Source organism: Bradyrhizobium centrolobii (assembly GCF_001641635.1).
GTDB lineage: Bacteria > Pseudomonadota > Alphaproteobacteria > Rhizobiales > Xanthobacteraceae > Bradyrhizobium > Bradyrhizobium centrolobii.
On the sequence record NZ_LUUB01000066.1, the window covers coordinates 63497 to 80993 of the forward strand.

Consider the following 17497-nt stretch of genomic DNA (forward strand, 5'->3'; position numbering starts at 1 on the left):
GCCGTTGCGGCGGGTCCATGCCCGCGGTCTCACGCAAACTGCGCGAGGCCGTGTCCGACAGACCAGTTCTCCTTCGGAGCATCAAGGACGTTCACGAACACGTCTTCCGGCCGAATGCCCGGGCTTTCGCCGAGCAGGTCCGCGACCCTCCGGTACAGCGCTTTCTTCTGCTCGGCGGTGCGCGTGTCGAATACGGTGATCTGGATCAGCACGGCGTCGTCGCTGCGTGTGACGCCGTAGGCGTTGCCGCAGCGGAAGTTTGCAGGCTCAAGCTCGGTGATGGTCATGAACTCGTCGCCCTCGGGCACATTGAGTGCCTCGCGCATGGCGCGGTAGAGGCTGTCGAGAATCGCCTGCCGATAGGCGTCCGGCTTTCCAGCGCGCAGCGAAATATGAAGCAGAGGCATCGCAAATCTCCTTCCATGCCGGCCTGAACCGCTGCGGCGCTTGCCCCACCGGTTGGTTTTTGACATTCTGTCAAGAAATCGCATTCTTGACATCATGTCAAATACATTTGAGCCGCCCCGGCGGACCAGGATGCCACTTGTCGGGCAAAGGAGAGACGCTTGAGGCCGCGCGAGTTCGACAACGACGACGTCCTGCGCATCGCCCTCGACCGGTTCTGGCGCAACGGGGTGCGTGGCACGTCGCTCTCGGATATCGCGCGCGATGCCGGCGTTCAGCGCGGCAGTCTCTACAATGCCTTCGGCAGCAAGGAGGCACTGTTCCTCCGTGCCTATGAGCGCTACGCGGGCGACTATGTCGGCGCCGTGCAAGCGGCACTCGGCGCCGGCAGCTTGCGCAAGCGCCTCACGGCCTTCTTCGATCTGACGATCACGAACTTCCGTTCCGGGACACCGCCTCGCGGGTGTCCGACCACGCGCGGATTGATGGAGCTCGGGTCGGCCGAAGGCGAGGGGTTGGACGAGGATGCCCGCTGGGCCTTCGCCGACCTGGTGACACGCATCACCGGGCTGGTCGAGGACGCGTTGGCCGCCGGCGCCAAACGGGGCGAGTTCAGCGGCGCGCCCGAAGCCGCAGCATTGCACATCGTCACCGTGACGCGCGGCCTTGCCGTGCTCGAACGCGCCTTCGGCGACGAAGCCCAGCTTCGCAAGATAGCCGCCCACACGATCGATCTCGTGCTCGGCAAGAAGAGCCGCCAGGCCGAGCCGCGCTCACACGAACGCTAGGTCGATCCTGCCGTCGGCCTTGGAAATCACCTGGCAGGTGCGCGTGCTACGGCACCATCCGGAACGACGACCCCAGTGGTGATGCTCCCTGGGGTCGTCTGGAGGTTTCATGGAGGGCATCGAGTTCTGCGTCTCCATGGCGATGTTGATATCGCAAGACCGGTCCGTATGCGACTAGAACCCATCAAAGTGACGGACCAACGCAGCAATGCTCTGCCTAACAGAATGCAAGCGCGTTGACCGCCCGCGTCGCTGCATCCTCCTTCTCGGTGCCGACCAGCTTGCAAACGACGGATTCAAGCTCGCCGGGTCTTCTGCTGCGGGCGACCGCCAGCAGCCGCATCAGTTCGGCTTCATCTTTCGAAAGGCGGCTGCAGGATGGCGGCATGAAACATAGATTGCATGCCCGGCAGCTCCGAAGGATTCTGACGAGCGCAGCAACTCGCGCGACCAGGAGGGGGCTGTCGGATACGTCGGGTGTCTCCTCGGCAAAGCGATAGGCCGCTTCCCAGCAATCGGACGCGCCCGTCGCATAGGCAGCGCCAATGAACCGGAACAGCGACAGCGCCACGCGCGAAAAATGATCATAGCATTCGATGCTCGGTTGCCGTGGAAGCGCATCGAGCGGGCAGGATTGCGATCGAGGCGCTAACGGATGCGAAGCCGGCTCCGAGCCGGACGTGTCCTGGATCATGAATGATCTCATCAGTGCAATGTATGGCTTCCCACGAGCCAGCTCTTCATCATCATGACCTGATCATGCCTGGGAGACCGAATGTGCCGGTCCGGCAGGATCAGTCCGGCCATGCGGAATATCGTTGCAAGCCCTTGAACGGGAGCCAGAGCCCAATCCGCGGCGACAGCCGGCAGCCAGCACTCGAATTGATCGCGCGCGACATCGGTGCGTTCGTTTTGTGCCGCCGCGATGCCCCGCAGAATTCCATGTTCGCTTTCGGACATGCGCGGACAGGTGGGGCAGTGAAGTTCGATGGCGGTGTGGGCTGAGCAAGCGAAGATCTCGATCAGGGATTCCAGAGAGGGCACTGCATCTCCCACGCGGAAATGGTCGTAGACTTGCTGGACGTCCGCTGCGGTCGGTACGGGGCGTCCGCTTTGTGCCCTCGACCTGAATCCCCAGATGAAGAGGCGTTCCGCCGCGCTGAGCGCGGGAAGCCCGGCGGACCCGGCATAGGTAGGTTGCTGCATTGAGGTTGTGACCCTTGGCTGCGCGCGCGCTGCGTCTGGCGCTCCATCTCACGGTCGATCGTTCTGCCAGAGCCTTCTGCAAGTCAACGTCCGGAAGGTCGATATCGAGGTCTTCTAGATTCGAGGTCGTGGATTTGGGTGATGGCTCAGCATGCTTCGCAACATGCAGAAGCACGCGTAGCGTGCAGTGCGTTGAATGAGCTTTTCGAATTATTCCAATCTCGAGAGCGTCCGCACGACAATCATGGAGGCCAACGAGATCTCCTCGTCGATCGCAGTCGCCGCGCGGAGCAGGGCGCCGCGACGAAAGCGATCGCCCGCAGCGTGCATGAGGCGGCCTCCGGCACCAACCAGGTCTCGCAGAACATTTCCGGCGTCACCGACGCGACCTCGGAGACCGGCCATGCCGCCGGCCTCGTGCTGCAATCAAGCGGCCGGACGCACAGCGCCTTCGTTGACGGCGTGCGCGCGGCGTAACGGAAGAGCTTGCCGCAACTCGTTGCTTTTTCCGCGTCGCGGCATCCGCGCGTGACGCGAAAGCACTGTTTTTCTTGACATGAAGTCCGCCGTGCTCGACGTGTAACGACGTCGGGCGAGGGCACGCGCGTGCCCTCGCGAAAAGAAAAGCAACACGGGAAGACGTCATGAGCGCAGGCCTCAACGAGAAGGACTACCTCGCCACCTTGCGGGGCCTGTGGGACAAGGCCTGGCCGGAGGGCATGCCGCGTTCGCCGAGCTATCTGCACGGCGAAGTTCCCCTGACGGAATATCTGCGCGCCTGGGCGAAGCGCAGCCCGGAGCGGCCCGCGGTGATCTTCTACGGTCACGTCACGACCTACGCGGATCTCGACCAGCAGAGCGACCGCTTTGCGGCATTGTTGCAGGCGAAGGGTGTGCGCAAGGGCGATCGTGTCGCCGTCTTCCTGCCGAACTGCCCGCAATTCCACATCGTATTCTTCGGCATCCTGAAACTCGGCGCGATCCACGTCCCCGTCAGCCCGCTGTCGCGCGCCTTCGAGCTGTCCTATGAGCTGAACGACACCCAGGCCGAAGTGATCGTGGCGTTGGACCAGCTCGTGCCGATCATCGAGCAGGCGAGAGGCGAGCTGCGCCTGCGCGAGATCATCGTCACGAGCTTTGCCGATGTCGTGCCGGCAACGCCGGCATTCCCTACGCCGGACTCGATCCGTACGCCGCGCGTCGCAGTGCTCGGCGCCACCGACCTGTTGCCTGCGCTCGCCGCAATGCCCGCACCAACGCCACTGCCGCCGCCGGGCCTCGATGATATCGCGGCGCTCAATTACACCGGCGGCACGACGGGCATGCCCAAGGGCTGTGTCCACACCCATCGCGACATGGTCTATACGGCTGCCGCCAATTACGGCATCTCCGTCCTGTCGGATGAGAGCAGCGTGTTCCTGTCGTTCTTCCCGGAGTTCTGGATCGCCGGTGAAAATTTCGGCCTGATCTTCCCGCTGTTCTCCGGCGCGACGCTGGTCCTGCTGGCGCGCTGGGATGCCGTCGGCACGATGGCCGCGATCGACAAGTACAAGGTCACGATCACCGCGATGCCGGTGGACGGCGCAGTCGAGCTGATGGACCATCCGCGCTGGAGCGAGTTCGACCTGTCGTCGCTGAAGCAGGTGCGCGTCGTCTCCTTCGTCAAGAAGCTCAACGCCGACTATCGCAGGCGCTGGAAGGATCTCACGGGCACCATCCTGATGGAGGCGGCCTGGGGCATGACGGAGACCCACACCTCCAACACCTTCACCGCCGGCTTCCAGGACGATGATTTCGATCTCAACAATCAGCCGATCTTCGTCGGCCTGCCGGTCCCCGGCGCCGAGTTCATGATCACGGATTTCGAGACCGGCGCGCTGTTGCCGCTCGGTGCGGAAGGCGAGATCCGCGTCCGCGCGCCGTCGCTGCTCAAGAGCTACTGGAACAAGCCTGAAGCGACTGCAGAGTCGCTCGTCGATGGCTGGCTGCGCACCGGCGATATCGGCACCATCGACAAAGATGGCTTCCTGCACTTCCTCGGCCGCCGCAAGGAGATGCTGAAGGTCAAGGGCATGAGCGTCTTTCCGCCGGAGATCGAGGCGCTGCTCGGGCAGCATCCGAAGGTGCTGGGCTCCGGCGTGGTCGGGCGCGACGATCCCGACAAGGGGCAGGTGGCGGTGGCCTACATCCAGCTCAAGCCGGAAGCGGTCGGCACCATCTCGGCAGAGGATTTGCGCGCCTGGTGCGCCGAGCGCATGGCCGTCTACAAGGTCCCGGAGGTGCGCATCATCGATGCCTTGCCCCTGACGGCGACGGGCAAGGTGAAGAAGCAGGACCTCAATCCAAACCTGCCTGCTGCAGTCTGAGTGAGAGATCTCATGTCGTTCAAAAAGCTCCTGATCGCCAATCGCGGTGAGATCGCCATCCGTATCGCGCGCGCGGCGGCCGATGCCGGAATCGCGACGGTCGCGATCCATCCCGCCGACGATGCGCTGTCGCTGCACGTTCGCGTCGCCGACGAGGCGATCGAAATTCCGGGCCGCGGCGCGCGGGCCTATCTCGATATCGACGCCGTGGTGAAGGCGGCCAAGGCGGCGGGCTGCGATGCGGTGCATCCCGGCTATGGCTTCCTCAGCGAGAACGCGGCGTTTGCGAAGGCCTGCGCCGCCGAAGGCATTACCTTCGTCGGGCCGAAGCCTGCGGCGCTCGAACTGTTCGGCGACAAGGTCGCGGCGCGCCAGCTCGCCAAGCGCTGCGGCGTGCCGATCATTGCCGGCACCAGCGGCCCGTCGTCGCTGGAGGAGATCACGGCGTTCTTCGCATCGCTCGGCAGCAATGCGGCGATCGTGATCAAGGCGATGGCCGGCGGCGGCGGCCGCGGCATGCGCGTGGTGGAGAGCGCAGCCGATCTCGCGGAAGCCTATGCGCGCTGCCAGTCCGAGGCCAAGGCCGCGTTCGGCTTCGACGGCGTCTATGCCGAGCGGCTGATCCGGCAGGCGCGCCATATCGAGGTGCAGATCATCGGCGACCGCCATGGCGCCGTCTCTCATCTCTGGGAGCGCGAATGCACCATCCAGCGCCGGCACCAGAAATTGATCGAGGTGGCGCCGAGCCCTTCGCTGAGCCAGTCCTTGCGCGGCCGCATCATCGAGGCGGCGAAGCAGCTTGCGGCTGCTGCCTCTTACGACAATCTCGGCACGTTCGAGTTCCTGGTCGACGGCAGCGCTGATGACAGTTTTGCGTTCATCGAGGCCAATCCGCGGCTCCAGGTCGAGCACACCGTGACGGAAGAGGTGCTCGGGCTCGATCTCGTCCGCTCCCAGCTCGCGGTCGCCGCCGGCGCCTCGCTGGCCTCGCTCGGCCTGTCGCAAGATGCGATCCCGAAGCCGCGCGGCCATGCCCTGCAGCTTCGTGTCAACATGGAAACGCTGGACGAGCTAGGGGCGACGCATCCGACCGGCGGAGTGCTTGCCGTGTTCGAGCCGCCGTCAGGGCCGGGCGTCCGTGTCGATAGCTTTGGCTATGCCGGCTACAAGACCAGCGCTGCCTTCGACTCGCTGCTCGCAAAGGTCATCGTGCAGACGCCCGGTGAAGCCTGGCACGATGTGGTCGCCAAGGCCTCGCGTGCTCTGCGCGAGTTCCGGATCGACGGCGTCGTCACCAACATCGCTTTCCTCCAGGCGGTGCTCGCGCACCCCGATTTCAGGACCAACCGCATCGCGACCGATTTCATTGATCGCAACATCGCGAAGCTCGTCGAGGCGGCCGATGGCGCGGCGAGGCCGCTGTACTTTGCTGCGACCGAACGAAGCGCTGGCTCCGGCGCTGAAGCGCCCATCACGCAGGAGGTGCCCGAAGGGACGGTGATGGTCGCTGCGCCGTTGCAGGGGACGGTGGTCACCATCCAGGTGAAGCAAGGCGAGATCGTGCGGCCCGGCCAGCAGCTCGCCGTGATCGAGTCCATGAAGATGGAGCATCTCGTGATGGCCGAGCAGGGCGGCCGTGTCATGAAGCTCGTCGCCGGCGACGGCGTGACGCTGATGCATGGCGAGCCGATCATGTATCTCGAGCCGCTCGACGTCGCGGCCGATACGTCGACCGCGGAAGCCGATGTTGATCTCGACCATATCCGTCCGGATCTGGCTGAGCTGATCGCGCGCCAGGCCAACACGCTCGATGAGAACCGCCCGGCCTCGGTCGAGCGCCGCCGCAACACCAACCAGCGTACCGCGCGCGAGAACGTCGCCCAGCTCGTCGATGATGGCTCCTTCATGGAATATGGCAGCCTTGCCATCGCGGCGCAGCGCCGCCGGCGCAAGCTCGACGATCTCATCAAGAACACGCCGGCCGACGGCCTCATCATGGGCGTTGCCACCGTCAATGCCGACAAATTCGGCGCCGACGGCGGGCGCTGCATCGTCGTGGCCTATGACTACACCGTGCTCGCGGGCACGCAGGGCCACATGAACCACAAGAAGATCGACCGCATGCTGACGCTGGCGGAAGACTGGCGCGTCCCGCTGGTGTTCTACGCCGAGGGCGGCGGCGGCCGGCCCGGCGACACCGATCGCCTCGGCATGACCGGCCTCGACGGTCCATCGTTCGTGCAGTTCGCAAGGCTCTCCGGTCTCGTGCCGGTGATCGGCGTCGTCTCCGGTTATTGCTTTGCCGGCAACGCCGCGATGCTCGGCTGCTGCGACGTCATCATCGCGACGAAGAACGCGTCGATCGGCATGGGGGGCCCTGCGATGATCGAGGGCGGCGGCCTCGGTGTCTATCATCCCGCCGAAGTCGGTCCGGTCTCGTTCCAGGCGCCGAACGGTGTCATCGACATTCTCGTCGAGGACGAGGAGGAGGCGACGCGGGTCGCGCAGAAATACCTGTCCTATTTCCAGGGCGCGGTAACCGACTGGCAGGCTGCCGACCAGCGCCTGCTTCGCCGCACGATCCCCGAGAACCGCCTGCGCGTCTACGACATTCGCAGCGTGATCGACCTCGTCGCGGACAGGGACTCCGTGCTGGAACTTCGCCGCGACTACGGCCTCGGCATGATCACCGCGCTGATCCGCATCGAGGGCAAGCCGTTTGGGCTGATCGCCAACAATCCGCGCCATCTGGGCGGCGCGATCGATGCCGATGCCGGCGACAAGGCCGCGCGCCTCCTCCAGCTTTGCGACGCCTTCGATCTTCCGATCGTCTCGCTCTGCGACACGCCCGGATTCATGGTCGGCCCCGAGGCAGAGAAGACCGCGATCGTTCGCCATGTCTCGCGCATGTTCGTCACCGGCGCGAGCCTCACCGTGCCGCTGTTCGGCATCGTGCTCCGCAAGGGCTATGGGCTGGGCGCGCAGTCGATGATCGGCGGTGGTTTCCACGCCTCCTTCTTCACCGCGGCCTGGCCGACCGGCGAGTTCGGCGGCATGGGTCTCGAAGGCTATGTCCGCCTCGGCTTCCGCAAGGAGATGGAGGCGATCGCCGACCCTGTCGAGCGCGAGACCTATTACCGCAACAAGGTCGCCGAGCTCTACGCCAACGGCAAGGCGGTCTCGATCGCCTCCGTATTCGAGATCGACAACGTCATCGACCCCGCCGAGACGCGCCGCTGGATCATGGCCGGCCTGCGGTCTGTGCCGAAGCCGCCGCCGCGGAAGGAGAAGAAGCGGCCGTGCGTCGACACGTGGTGAGGGCGGCGCAGCAATTGCGTCGTTGCACACTCGCCGTCATTCCGGGGCGATGCGAAGCATCGAACCCGGAATCTCGAGATTCCGGGTTCGGCTCTTCGAGCCGCCCCGGAATGACGGCGGAGAGAGCTCATCGTCCAGTTGCGTTCCCGGTTCTCGATTGACATCCCCGCCTGCGATGCCAGACTTTGCACAATAATACAGGGTGGAGACGTCCGCGATGGCCAGCCTTTCGGCCTCGAACCATGTCGCCCGTGTCTTGTCCGTCGCCAACCACGTGGCCGACGTCGACGCCTCTTCGCGGATTGCCAACTCCTGGCGCCGCTGCCTGATCGGCCACAAGCTCGATCCGGCGCGCCAGGGCCCGCCCCAGACCCTCACCGAAGCCGAGATCCGCCACGTCGCCCAGCCCATGGAGGAGACGATCCGGCTCCTCACGCCCGAACTCGACGATCTCGCCCGCGTGCTGCGCGACGCTGGTTATTGCGTCAACCTTGCTGACGCGAACGCGACCATGCTGTTCAGCCGCCTGCCTGGCGAAGCCGACGCAAAAATGTTCCTGGACTGGAAGATCTACACCGGCTCGAATTTCGCCGAGGCCTTTGAAGGCACCAACGGGCTCGGCACCGCGCTCGCGGAGGAGAAGCCGATTCTGGTGCATCGCGACGAACATTTTCGCGAGCAGTGGCACATGTTCTCCTGCGCCGTGGCGCCGCTGTTCGACCAGGCCGGTCGCCTCGCCGGCGCTGTCAACATCACTTCCTGTCGCAGGGATCTCGAACGCACCGCGCACCAGCTTGCGCTCGCGGTAACGATGGAGGCGACGCGGCGGATGGAGGGCGCGATCTTCCGCGATCATTTCCGCAATGCCTGGATCACGACTGTGCCGGGCGACGGCTGCAGCGGCCTCATCGCCTATGACGACGACCGCCGCATCGTCGGTGCCTGCCGGTCGGCGCGCGCGCTGCTGGGCCTCACTGACGGCATGATCGCAGCCGGCATCGACCTGTCGCGTTATATCAAATTCGACCACCATGCAGGGCGCGGTGTGGACGAGGTCATCGCGTTGCGCCACGCCGACGGAACTCCGTGGGGGCAGGGCCATGTCGCGCCGCCGCTGCGCGCAAGGGCGTCCATGCGTGCGCCCTCCGCGCGCCGCGAGGCGCCGGTCGACCGGTTCGATGCGCTGCATCGTCTTGCTGGCCGCGATCCCGGCTTGATCAAGAGCGTGAAGCGGCTCAGAAGCATCGGCGATCACAATCTGCCGGTGCTGCTGCATGGCGAGACCGGTGTCGGCAAGGACGTGTTCGCGCGCGCCATTCACGCGGCGAGCAACCGTGCGCGCAACAATTGTGTCGCACTGAACTGCGCGGCGATGCCGGAGAGCCTGATCGATGCCGAGCTGTTCGGCTACGAGGCCGGCGCCTTCACCGGCGCGCGGCGCGACGGCTCGAAGGGCCTGATCGTGCAGGCCGATGGCGGCATGCTGTTTCTCGACGAGATCGGCGACATGCCGATCGCGCTCCAGACGCGGCTATTGCGCGTGCTGGAAAACCGCGAGGTCTGGCCGCTCGGTGCGCTCAAGCCCGTGCCCGTCGACATCCGTCTGATCAGCGCGACCCATCGCGACCTCGGCCGCATGGCGGAAGAGGGTGCCTTCCGCGCCGATCTGTATTTCCGCCTGCGCGGCATGGAGGTGCGGCTGCCGGCGCTGCGCGAGCGCGCCGACAGGGACGATGTCATTCGTCAGATCGCCAGCGAGGAGGCGCCCAACTGCCGCCTCTCCGATGAGGCTTGGTCGTTGCTGTCGGCATACCCATTCCCCGGCAACATGCGCCAGCTTCGCCACGTGCTGCGGCTCGCCGGCTGCACGGCGGAGGATGGCGTCATCACCGACGCCGACCTCGATCTGCCGCCGTTCGGCGGCCGCGTGGCGGAGCCAGATCTCATAGCGGCGGAACGCGCGACCATTGTCGAGGCGCTGCGCAAGCATGGTGGCCGCGTCACCGAAGCCGCCCGCGCGCTAAAACTCAGCCGCGCCACGCTGTATCGGAAGATCAAGCAGCTGAAGATCGAGACAGCGCAGTAGTGCTCCTTCTTACCCTCTCCCCTTGTGGGAGAGGGTGGCTTGCCGCGCAGCGGCAAGACGGGTGAGGGGTCTCTCTCCGCGTTCACCTTGCTCGTCGCGTGCGCTGAAAGAGACCTCTCATCCGGCGCTTCGCGCCACCTTCTCCCACAAGGGGAGAAGGGAAGGCAGCGAGCGTGCGGCTCTACGAAAAATCCGTCCAGCTCAAATGCCGCGCATCGAGGTCGCCGAGCGAAATCGTTTCGCGAATCTCCTGCGGAGTGTGGAAATTGCTGCGCATATACACAAGCGGCGCGGCTGTCGCCGAATGCGACACGCCGCGGACCTCGCCGACGAAGATCGAATGCGTCTTCGTTTCGAATTCCTGTGCCAGCACGCAGTCGAACGCGGCGACTGCATCCGTCAGCACCGGCGCGCCAGTCACCCCGCGCTGCCAGTCCCCGAAGGCAAAACGGTCGTCGCCGTTGACGCCCTTCTGGCCGCTGAAGGTGAGCGCCAGCAGCGCGTGATCCTCGTGGAGGAAATTAATCGCGAACGCGCCTTCCTCACGGATGCGCGTATGCGCGCTGGCGTTGCGGTTGACGCAGACGATCAGCGACGGCGGGGTGTCCGACAGCGAGCAGGCCGAGGTGACAGTCAGCCCGGTGCGTTTGCCGTGCTCGGCGCCCACTGTGACGAGCGCGACAGCGCCGGCGCATTGGCGCATCGCCTGCTTGAAATCCTTTGCGTCGATCGTCACGCGTGATCTCCGAAATTGAGGCGGGTGCGGCAGGATCGCGCCGCACCCGCGTCGGGTCAAGCCGCCTTCTTCGCGGAGCCGAGATGCTTCAGGCGCGGCATCACCTCGTTCTTGAGCAACGAGAGCGAGTGGTGCCAGGCTTCAGCCTTGTGCTTGTAATCGAAGCCGAACACCAAGAGCACGCCGAAGCCGCCGACCTCGTCGTAGATCTTCTCGATCTTCTCGGCGACGGTTGAGGGTGAGCCGACGATCCAGTTCCGCTTGGCGCAATATTGGACCGTGACATCGCTGTCTGGCACGTCGGGCGCGTGCTTCAGATAGTCCTTGAAGCCGAAATGGCCGAGCAGCGGCAGGAAGTACTCGTGCATCATCCGGCCCATCATGTCGCCGGTCGAAAGCTTCCAGGCCTCTTCATCAGTGTCGGCGACGAATACCTCGCGCACCAGCCGCCAGTCCTGGCGGTTCGGCTTGCGTCCGGTCTTGGCCGCACCGACCTCCACCGAATCCCAGTGGCTGCCGACATAGGCCGGGTTGAGGTTGAGGCTCATCGGAATGAAGCCGCGTTCGCCGGCAAGCTTCAGCGTGTCCGAGTTCTTCGACAGACCCGCGACGCCGATCGGCGGATGCGGCGCCTGCAACGGCTTGATGTGGGGCTTGAGGAAGTCGAACATCGTGTCCGGCTTGGTCACCGTCCAATACTTGCCCTTGTGGGTGAAGGGCGCGGGCTCGGTCCAGAGTTTCAGGATGATCTCCAACGACTCGCGGGTCATGTCGCGGTTCTGTCCGCTCATACCGTCGACGTTGAACATCGCCCAGTCACTCGGCAGGCCGGATGCGGCGACGCCGAAATTGAGCCGGCCCTCGGAGAGGTGGTCGAGCATCGCGACGCGGTTGGCGAGCTCGGCCGGGTGATGATAGGGCAGGAGGAAGCCGCCGGGTCCGATGCGGAGGTTCTTGGTCTGCATCAGCGCCTGCGCGATCAGGAGGTCGGGCGTGGGGTTGGGTTCCCACGGCGCGGTGTGGTGCTCGCCGACCCAGGCCTCCTGGTAGCCGAGCTCGTCGAGCCAGCGCATGACCTGGAGGTCCCAGTCGTTCCCTTCCTTCAGGCCGCACTCCGGCGGATGCGAAGGCATCGTGAAATAGCCGATCTCCATGTGTTTCCTCATCTGATGTTGACGCGTCTTGTTGCGCGTTGATGGACTTCAGTAGCGAAGCTTCAGCAAGCGGTGTGCCAGCGAGCGGAGGCGTCGAATTGGCGAGAAAAGGCTGGTTTGCCCGTGCAATAGCCGTTATCTCGACGCAGATCTGCAGGCGGTCGTCTCATTGTCGCGAGACGGCGTCTTGCCGGTGAGACGAGGACAGATTCGACATGAACGGGCCCGCCTATGTCGCGGTGGACTGGGGCACCAGCAGCTTCAGGCTCTGGCTGATCGACCGTGCCGGCCAGGTCCTGGCGGAACGCCGCAGCGGCGAGGGCATGCTGGCTGCGGCCAAGGCCGGTTTTGCCGCGGTGCTGCAATCGCATCTCGCCGCGGTCGAGGCGCCGGATCATCTCCCGGTTCTCGTCTGCGGCATGGCCGGTGCCCGTACCGGCTGGGTCGAGGCCGGCTATGTCGACACGCCGGCGCCGCTGCCGGCGATCCTGAAGCAGGCCGCGCGCGTGCCCGGCGAAGCCCGCGACATCCGCATCCTGCCGGGCATCGCGCAGCGCGAGGTGACGAGCCCGGACGTGATGCGCGGCGAGGAGACCCAATTGCTCGGCGCGCTTGGCTTAGATGCCACGGGCGAGGCGTTGGTCTGCATGCCCGGCACGCATTCGAAATGGGTGCGGGTGAAGGACGGCACGGTCGAGCATTTTTCCACCTTCATGACAGGCGAGCTCTTCAGCGTGGTGTCGCGCGAGACCATCCTGTCGCTCGCGGTCGCCGGCGCCGATGAGGCTGAGGATATTGCGAGCTTCAAGGCGGCCGTGACGGCCGCGTACGAAGCGCCGGCGTTCGCCGCCAATCTTCTTTTTGGCGCGCGGTCGCGACAGCTCCTGTTCGGCGGCACGCCGGCCGCGGCGCGCGAAGCACTTTCGGGTACGCTGATTGGAGTCGAACTGGCGGCGGGGCTCTCCGGCGCGGTGCCGGAAGCGGGCGTCACCCTGGTTGCGTCGGGACGGCTTGCGATGCTGTATCGGCTGGCCTTCGACGCGCTGTCGGTGGCTGTGGCGCCGATCGATGCGGATGAGGCCGTCCGCCGCGGCCTGTCGATGGCGGCGGCCGCGATCTGGACGAAGTAGAAGGATTCTTGAGATGAGCGTTCCCTTTCCGCCGATGAAGCGACCGCTGGTCGCGATCCTGCGTGGCGCGAAGCCCGAGGAGACCGAGGCCATCGTCGGCGTGCTGATCGAGGCCGGCATGGCCGCGATCGAGATCCCCTTGAATTCGCCGGATCCGTTCCGCTCCATCGCCACTGCCGCGAAGCTCGCGCCCGCCGGCGTGCTGATCGGCGCCGGCACGGTGCTGACGGCCGAGGATGTCGATCGGCTGCACGGTGTCGGCGGCAAGTTGATGGTCTCGCCGAATGTGGACACGCAGGTGCTGGCGCGCGCGCATCAGCACGGCATGGTGACGATGCCCGGCGTATTCTCGCCGACCGAAGCGCTGCTGGCAGCGCGGTCGGGGGCATCGAGCCTGAAATTCTTTCCGGCGAGCGTGCTCGGCGCATCCGGCATTGCCGCGATCCGCGCCGTGCTGCCGGCGGGCGTCATGATCGCCGCGGTCGGCGGCGTCTCCGACCAGAATTTTGCAGAGTACATCAAAGGCGGCGTGACGGCGTTTGGGCTCGGCAGCAGCCTCTACAAGCCCGGCATGACCGCCGCCGATGTCGCGGCGCGCGCGAAGGCGACGATCGCAGCTTATGATCGGGCGATTGCGAAAGACTGAGCCGGCAATAAACCAGCCGTGATCCCGTCACAGCCGCTTTGTATCCTATCTTGCTGCACCAGCGAGATAGGAGACCGGCATGGCGATCAACAACGTGGCTGATCTGTTCGTGGCAACGCTCGAACAGGCGGGCGTTAAGCGCATCTATGGCATCGTTGGCGATAGTTTGAACGGTCTCACAGAGGCGCTGCGGCGCCGCGGCACGATCGAATGGGTGCATGTCCGGCATGAGGAGGTCGCGGCCTTCGCTGCCGCGGGTGAAGCCGAGATGACCGGCAGCCTCGCGGTGTGCGCGGGCTCCTGCGGCCCCGGCAATCTGCATCTGATCAACGGCCTGTTCGACGCGCATCGCAGCCGCGTCCCCGTGCTCGCGATCGCGGCACAGATTCCGTCGGCCGAGATCGGCGGCGGCTATTTCCAGGAAACCCATCCGCAAAACCTGTTCCGCGAATGCAGCCATTATTGCGAGCTGATCTCGGATGCGGGCCAGCTTCCTTACGTGCTGGAGAATGCTATCCGCGCGGCGGTGGGCCTGCGCGGCGTCGCCGTCGTCGCCATACCCGGCGATGTCGCCTTCCGCGTGCCGCCGAAGCGCGCGCTGTCGGCGACGCGCGGGCTCGCGCTGTCTGCGCCGAAGGTCGTGCCGGAGGCGGGCGAACTGAAGGCGCTTGCGGACCTCCTGAACGGCGCAGAGCGCATCACGCTGTTCTGCGGCCGCGGTTGCGCCGGTGCGCATGCGCCGCTGATGCAGCTTGCCGAAACCTTGAAGAGCCCGATCGTGCACGCGCTCGGTGGCAAGGAGCACGTCGAATACGAGAACCCCTATGACGTCGGCATGACCGGCTTCATCGGTTTCTCCTCGGGCTATGCCGCCATGCACGCCTGCGACGCCCTGGTGATGCTCGGCACCGATTTTCCCTATAAGCAGTTCTTTCCGACCGACTGCCAGGTCGCGCAGATCGATATCAGGCCGGAAAATCTCGGCCGGCGTAGCAAGCTCGATCTCGGCCTCGTCGGTGACGTCAAGCTGACCATCGAGGCGCTGTTGCCGCTGTTGAAGGCAAAGACGCAGCGGAAGCATCTCGACGATGCGATCGCGCACTACAAGAAAGCGCGGGAGGGCCTCGACTCGCTCGCCGAGGGCACGCCGGGCCGCAAGCCAATCCATCCGCAATATCTCGCAAAGGTCATCAGCGACCATGCGACTGATGATGCGGTGTTCACCGCCGACGTCGGCACGCCGACCGTGTGGGCCGCGCGCTATCTCAACATGAACGGCAGGCGCAGGCTGATCGGCTCCTTCGTGCACGGCTCGATGGCCAACGCCATGCCGCAGGCGATCGGCGCGCAGGCCGCGCAGCCCGGCCGCCAGGTGATCTCGCTGTCGGGCGACGGCGGCTTCACCATGCTGATGGGCGATCTGATCACGCTGACGCAGATGAAGCTGCCGGTGAAGGTCGTCGTCTTCAACAACGGCGTGCTCGGCTTCGTCGCGCTGGAGATGAAGGCGGCCGGCTTCGTCGACACCAATGTCGACCTGGAGAATCCCGACTTCGCGGCGATGGCGCGCGCGATGGGGATCTTCGCCCGCCGCGTCGAGGATCCCGGCGATCTCCCCGGCGCGATGCAGGAGATGCTGGCGCATGACGGTCCGGCGCTGCTCGACGTCGTCACCGCCAAGCAGGAGCTGTCGATGCCGCCGACCATCACGCCCGAGCAGATCAAGGGTTTCAGCCTCTGGGTCCTGCGCGCCGTGATGAACGGCCGCGGCGACGAGGTCCTCGATCTCGCGAAGACGAATTTGCTGCCGCGCTAAAGCGCAGCTTGCGCTAGCCGCGCTTGATCGAGGGCCACGCCAGCCGCTCGTGGCGGCGCTGGAAGCGTTGCCAGTGCAGGACGATGCCAACCAGCAGCGCCGGCACGAAGCCGAGCACGATCAGGAAGTGCGGCAGCGGCTTCGGCGAGATGAAGCCGATGGCGATGTCGGAGATCAGCCACAGCGCTGCGAACATCACCGCGAAATCCAGGCGCGCGCAGCGCAGATAGTAGAATACGGCGGTGATGACGATGGCGGGCCCGATCGCGATGCCGATCATGACCGCCGTCAACTCCTTCGGCGTTAGCGCGTCGAGCACCATCGACGCCAACAGCCAGATGGCGGCGAACATGGCGACGATGTCGATCGGATGCCGCAATCCAATACCTCTCGCGCGGAACTCGCTATCGTTGTGGGCAGTCGTGCCGGCCGTCAAGCCCTAAAGCGCGACCAGATCACGCCTATTCCTCGTCGTTCCCCGGTGTCGGCCGCAGCATGAAATGACCGAAGGCGGTGGCGATCGGCTTGCCGGGATCGTCCTGCCAGGCCCGTGCCTCGAATGCGACGATGCGCCGGCCCTGCTTCACGATCGAGGCGTTGGCGAAGCAGTCGAGCGCGCGGCCGGAGCGCAGGTAATTGATGGTGAGGCCGATCGGCTTCGGCAGCGCGGCGGTGCCGAGCTCGCGCGTCACGCCGATGACCGCGGTGGTTTCGAGGAAGGCGCCGGTCATGCCACCATGGATGGCGGGCAAGATCGGGTTGCCGATGATCCTTGGCGAGAACGGCATCATCAGCGTGCCGTCGTCCTGCATGCGGATGCCGAGGCATCGCGCGAACGGGCTGTTCGCGAACGGGCTTGCCGGGTCCTCCGGCGCCTCCAGCGTCGGGATGCTGCGCGTATCCATCCTGCGGTCCGCCAGCATGTTGGTGCGGTTGGCGCCGATCATGAAGCACGCGGTCGCAGTCGCCACCGGATCGTCCTCGGACTCCTGGTAGGCGGTCGAGCGCACGAACGCGATCGAGCGGGTGGTGCGGTAGCAGACCGAATGCGCCTTGATGTCGAGGCCGGGCGTTGCCGGCTTCTGGTAGTCGATACGCAGGTCGAGGGTCGCGATCGCGCGCGTGCCGTCGAGCGCGAGCTGCACTGCCATCCCACAGCTCTCGTCCAGCATCGCCGTGACGACGCCGCCATGCAGCACGCCGGTCTCGGTGTCGCCGACGAAGACGGGACGGTAGGGCAGGCTCGACCAGGCCTCGCCCGGTGCAAAGCGGTCGAGTTGGAGCCCGCTGATATGGCCGTAGTCGGAGCGGCGGCCCTTGATGGCTTCGGCGAGTTCCTCGAACGGGAGCGTGGCGGTCTGTGAGATCGACATGGCGAGGTTCTAGACCAGTGTTGCCCGCCGTGCAAAACATCCCATGCGGCACCGGGGGGCAGGTCTGCCCCTCGACAGAGGCGGGCGAAGCACCGATGCTGGTCTTTCCGTTTGTCCACTGTTCGCAGGAGTGCCCATGGCCGACCCCGAAACACCCGTCACCAACCAGGGGCCCGTCACCATTTCGAGCTCCAGCGCCGAGCGCGCTCCGATCGTCTATTTCGACGGTGCATCCTGCTTCGGCCATCACAACGGCGCGATCCAGATCGAGCTCGCCGCGAACCTTCTCATGCCGGTCGGCGCCGCCGTCAGGGTCGACGTGATCCAGACCGCGCATCTGCGCTGCAGTCCGGCCGCGGCGCTGGCGCTGCGCGAAGCGATCGACAAGGCGCTCGCGATGTACAGGCAGGGGCAGCAGCAACCGCCCGAGACGATTCCCACCGTGAAGAATTGAGAGCGATGGAGCGATCGCA

General features: G+C 65.5%; 16 protein-coding genes. 9 read left to right on the forward strand and 7 right to left on the reverse strand.

Annotation, left to right across the window (positions count from 1 at the left end; all coding sequences use genetic code 11):
- Nucleotides 1-29: 29 nt before the first annotated feature.
- Nucleotides 30-407, reverse strand: coding sequence for a tautomerase family protein (locus tag AYJ54_RS22280; protein WP_063702213.1), 378 nt, complete (start codon nt 405-407; stop codon nt 30-32).
- A gap of 159 nt (nt 408-566) precedes the next feature.
- Here AYJ54_RS22280 and AYJ54_RS22285 point away from each other — a divergent pair, with 159 nt between their 5' ends.
- Entirely contained in the window at nt 567-1193 is a 627-nt protein-coding gene (locus tag AYJ54_RS22285; protein ID WP_063702215.1) for a TetR/AcrR family transcriptional regulator, read from the forward strand.
- A 217-nt stretch (nt 1194-1410) separates the two neighbouring features.
- Here AYJ54_RS22285 and AYJ54_RS22290 read toward each other — a convergent pair whose 3' ends face one another.
- Together AYJ54_RS22290 and AYJ54_RS22295 are read right to left on the reverse strand one after the other, a co-directional pair.
- On the reverse strand, nt 1411-1887 hold the full coding sequence (locus AYJ54_RS22290) for a hypothetical protein (protein WP_063702261.1): 477 nt from the start codon (nt 1885-1887) through the stop codon (nt 1411-1413).
- Nucleotides 1888-1898: 11 nt separating this feature from the next.
- Nucleotides 1899-2399, reverse strand: coding sequence for a hypothetical protein (locus AYJ54_RS22295; RefSeq protein ID WP_063702217.1), 501 nt, complete (start codon nt 2397-2399; stop codon nt 1899-1901).
- A 192-nt stretch (nt 2400-2591) separates the two neighbouring features.
- Between AYJ54_RS22295 and AYJ54_RS47560 the strand changes: the two genes are divergently transcribed.
- The 4 genes from AYJ54_RS47560 (at nt 2592) to AYJ54_RS22310 (ending at nt 10169) form a co-directional block, all read left to right on the forward strand.
- Entirely contained in the window at nt 2592-2876 is a 285-nt protein-coding gene (locus AYJ54_RS47560; RefSeq protein WP_245329099.1) for a hypothetical protein, read from the forward strand.
- A gap of 167 nt (nt 2877-3043) precedes the next feature.
- Entirely contained in the window at nt 3044-4765 is a 1722-nt protein-coding gene (locus AYJ54_RS22300; protein WP_063702219.1) for an AMP-binding protein, read from the forward strand.
- 12 nt (nt 4766-4777) lie between these two features.
- The gene (locus AYJ54_RS22305) at nt 4778-8083 is read left to right on the forward strand and encodes an acetyl-CoA carboxylase family protein (RefSeq protein WP_063702221.1); all 3306 of its coding nucleotides are present in this window, start codon (nt 4778-4780) and stop codon (nt 8081-8083) included.
- 217 nt (nt 8084-8300) lie between these two features.
- Nucleotides 8301-10169, forward strand: coding sequence for a sigma-54-dependent Fis family transcriptional regulator (locus AYJ54_RS22310; RefSeq protein WP_063702223.1), 1869 nt, complete (start codon nt 8301-8303; stop codon nt 10167-10169).
- 181 nt (nt 10170-10350) lie between these two features.
- On the opposite strand, the gene AYJ54_RS22315 is transcribed toward AYJ54_RS22310, so the two are convergent.
- On the reverse strand, nt 10351-10905 hold the full coding sequence (locus AYJ54_RS22315; RefSeq protein ID WP_136623858.1) for a flavin reductase family protein: 555 nt from the start codon (nt 10903-10905) through the stop codon (nt 10351-10353).
- 56 nt (nt 10906-10961) lie between these two features.
- The gene (locus AYJ54_RS22320) at nt 10962-12059 is read right to left on the reverse strand and encodes an LLM class flavin-dependent oxidoreductase (protein WP_063702225.1); all 1098 of its coding nucleotides are present in this window, start codon (nt 12057-12059) and stop codon (nt 10962-10964) included.
- 215 nt (nt 12060-12274) lie between these two features.
- Here AYJ54_RS22320 and AYJ54_RS22325 point away from each other — a divergent pair, with 215 nt between their 5' ends.
- From AYJ54_RS22325 to poxB, 3 genes are all read left to right on the forward strand, one after another.
- Nucleotides 12275-13189 (forward strand): 2-dehydro-3-deoxygalactonokinase, encoded by a 915-nt coding sequence (locus tag AYJ54_RS22325; RefSeq protein WP_063702227.1) that lies wholly within the window; start codon nt 12275-12277, stop codon nt 13187-13189.
- A gap of 13 nt (nt 13190-13202) precedes the next feature.
- Entirely contained in the window at nt 13203-13835 is a 633-nt protein-coding gene (locus AYJ54_RS22330; protein WP_063702229.1) for a 2-dehydro-3-deoxy-6-phosphogalactonate aldolase, read from the forward strand.
- 79 nt (nt 13836-13914) lie between these two features.
- Entirely contained in the window at nt 13915-15651 is a 1737-nt protein-coding gene (gene poxB / locus AYJ54_RS22335) for a ubiquinone-dependent pyruvate dehydrogenase (protein WP_063702231.1), read from the forward strand.
- A 13-nt stretch (nt 15652-15664) separates the two neighbouring features.
- Here poxB and AYJ54_RS22340 read toward each other — a convergent pair whose 3' ends face one another.
- Together AYJ54_RS22340 and AYJ54_RS22345 are read right to left on the reverse strand one after the other, a co-directional pair.
- A complete protein-coding gene (locus tag AYJ54_RS22340) occupies nt 15665-16030 on the reverse strand; it encodes a hypothetical protein (RefSeq protein WP_063702233.1) in 366 nt (121 codons plus the stop codon).
- 82 nt (nt 16031-16112) lie between these two features.
- Nucleotides 16113-17024: a PaaI family thioesterase gene (locus tag AYJ54_RS22345; protein WP_063702235.1), complete on the reverse strand. Its 912-nt coding sequence runs from the start codon at nt 17022-17024 to the stop codon at nt 16113-16115.
- Nucleotides 17025-17160: 136 nt separating this feature from the next.
- Here AYJ54_RS22345 and AYJ54_RS22350 point away from each other — a divergent pair, with 136 nt between their 5' ends.
- Nucleotides 17161-17478 (forward strand): hypothetical protein, encoded by a 318-nt coding sequence (locus tag AYJ54_RS22350; protein WP_063702237.1) that lies wholly within the window; start codon nt 17161-17163, stop codon nt 17476-17478.
- The last annotated feature ends 19 nt before the right edge of the window (nt 17479-17497 follow it).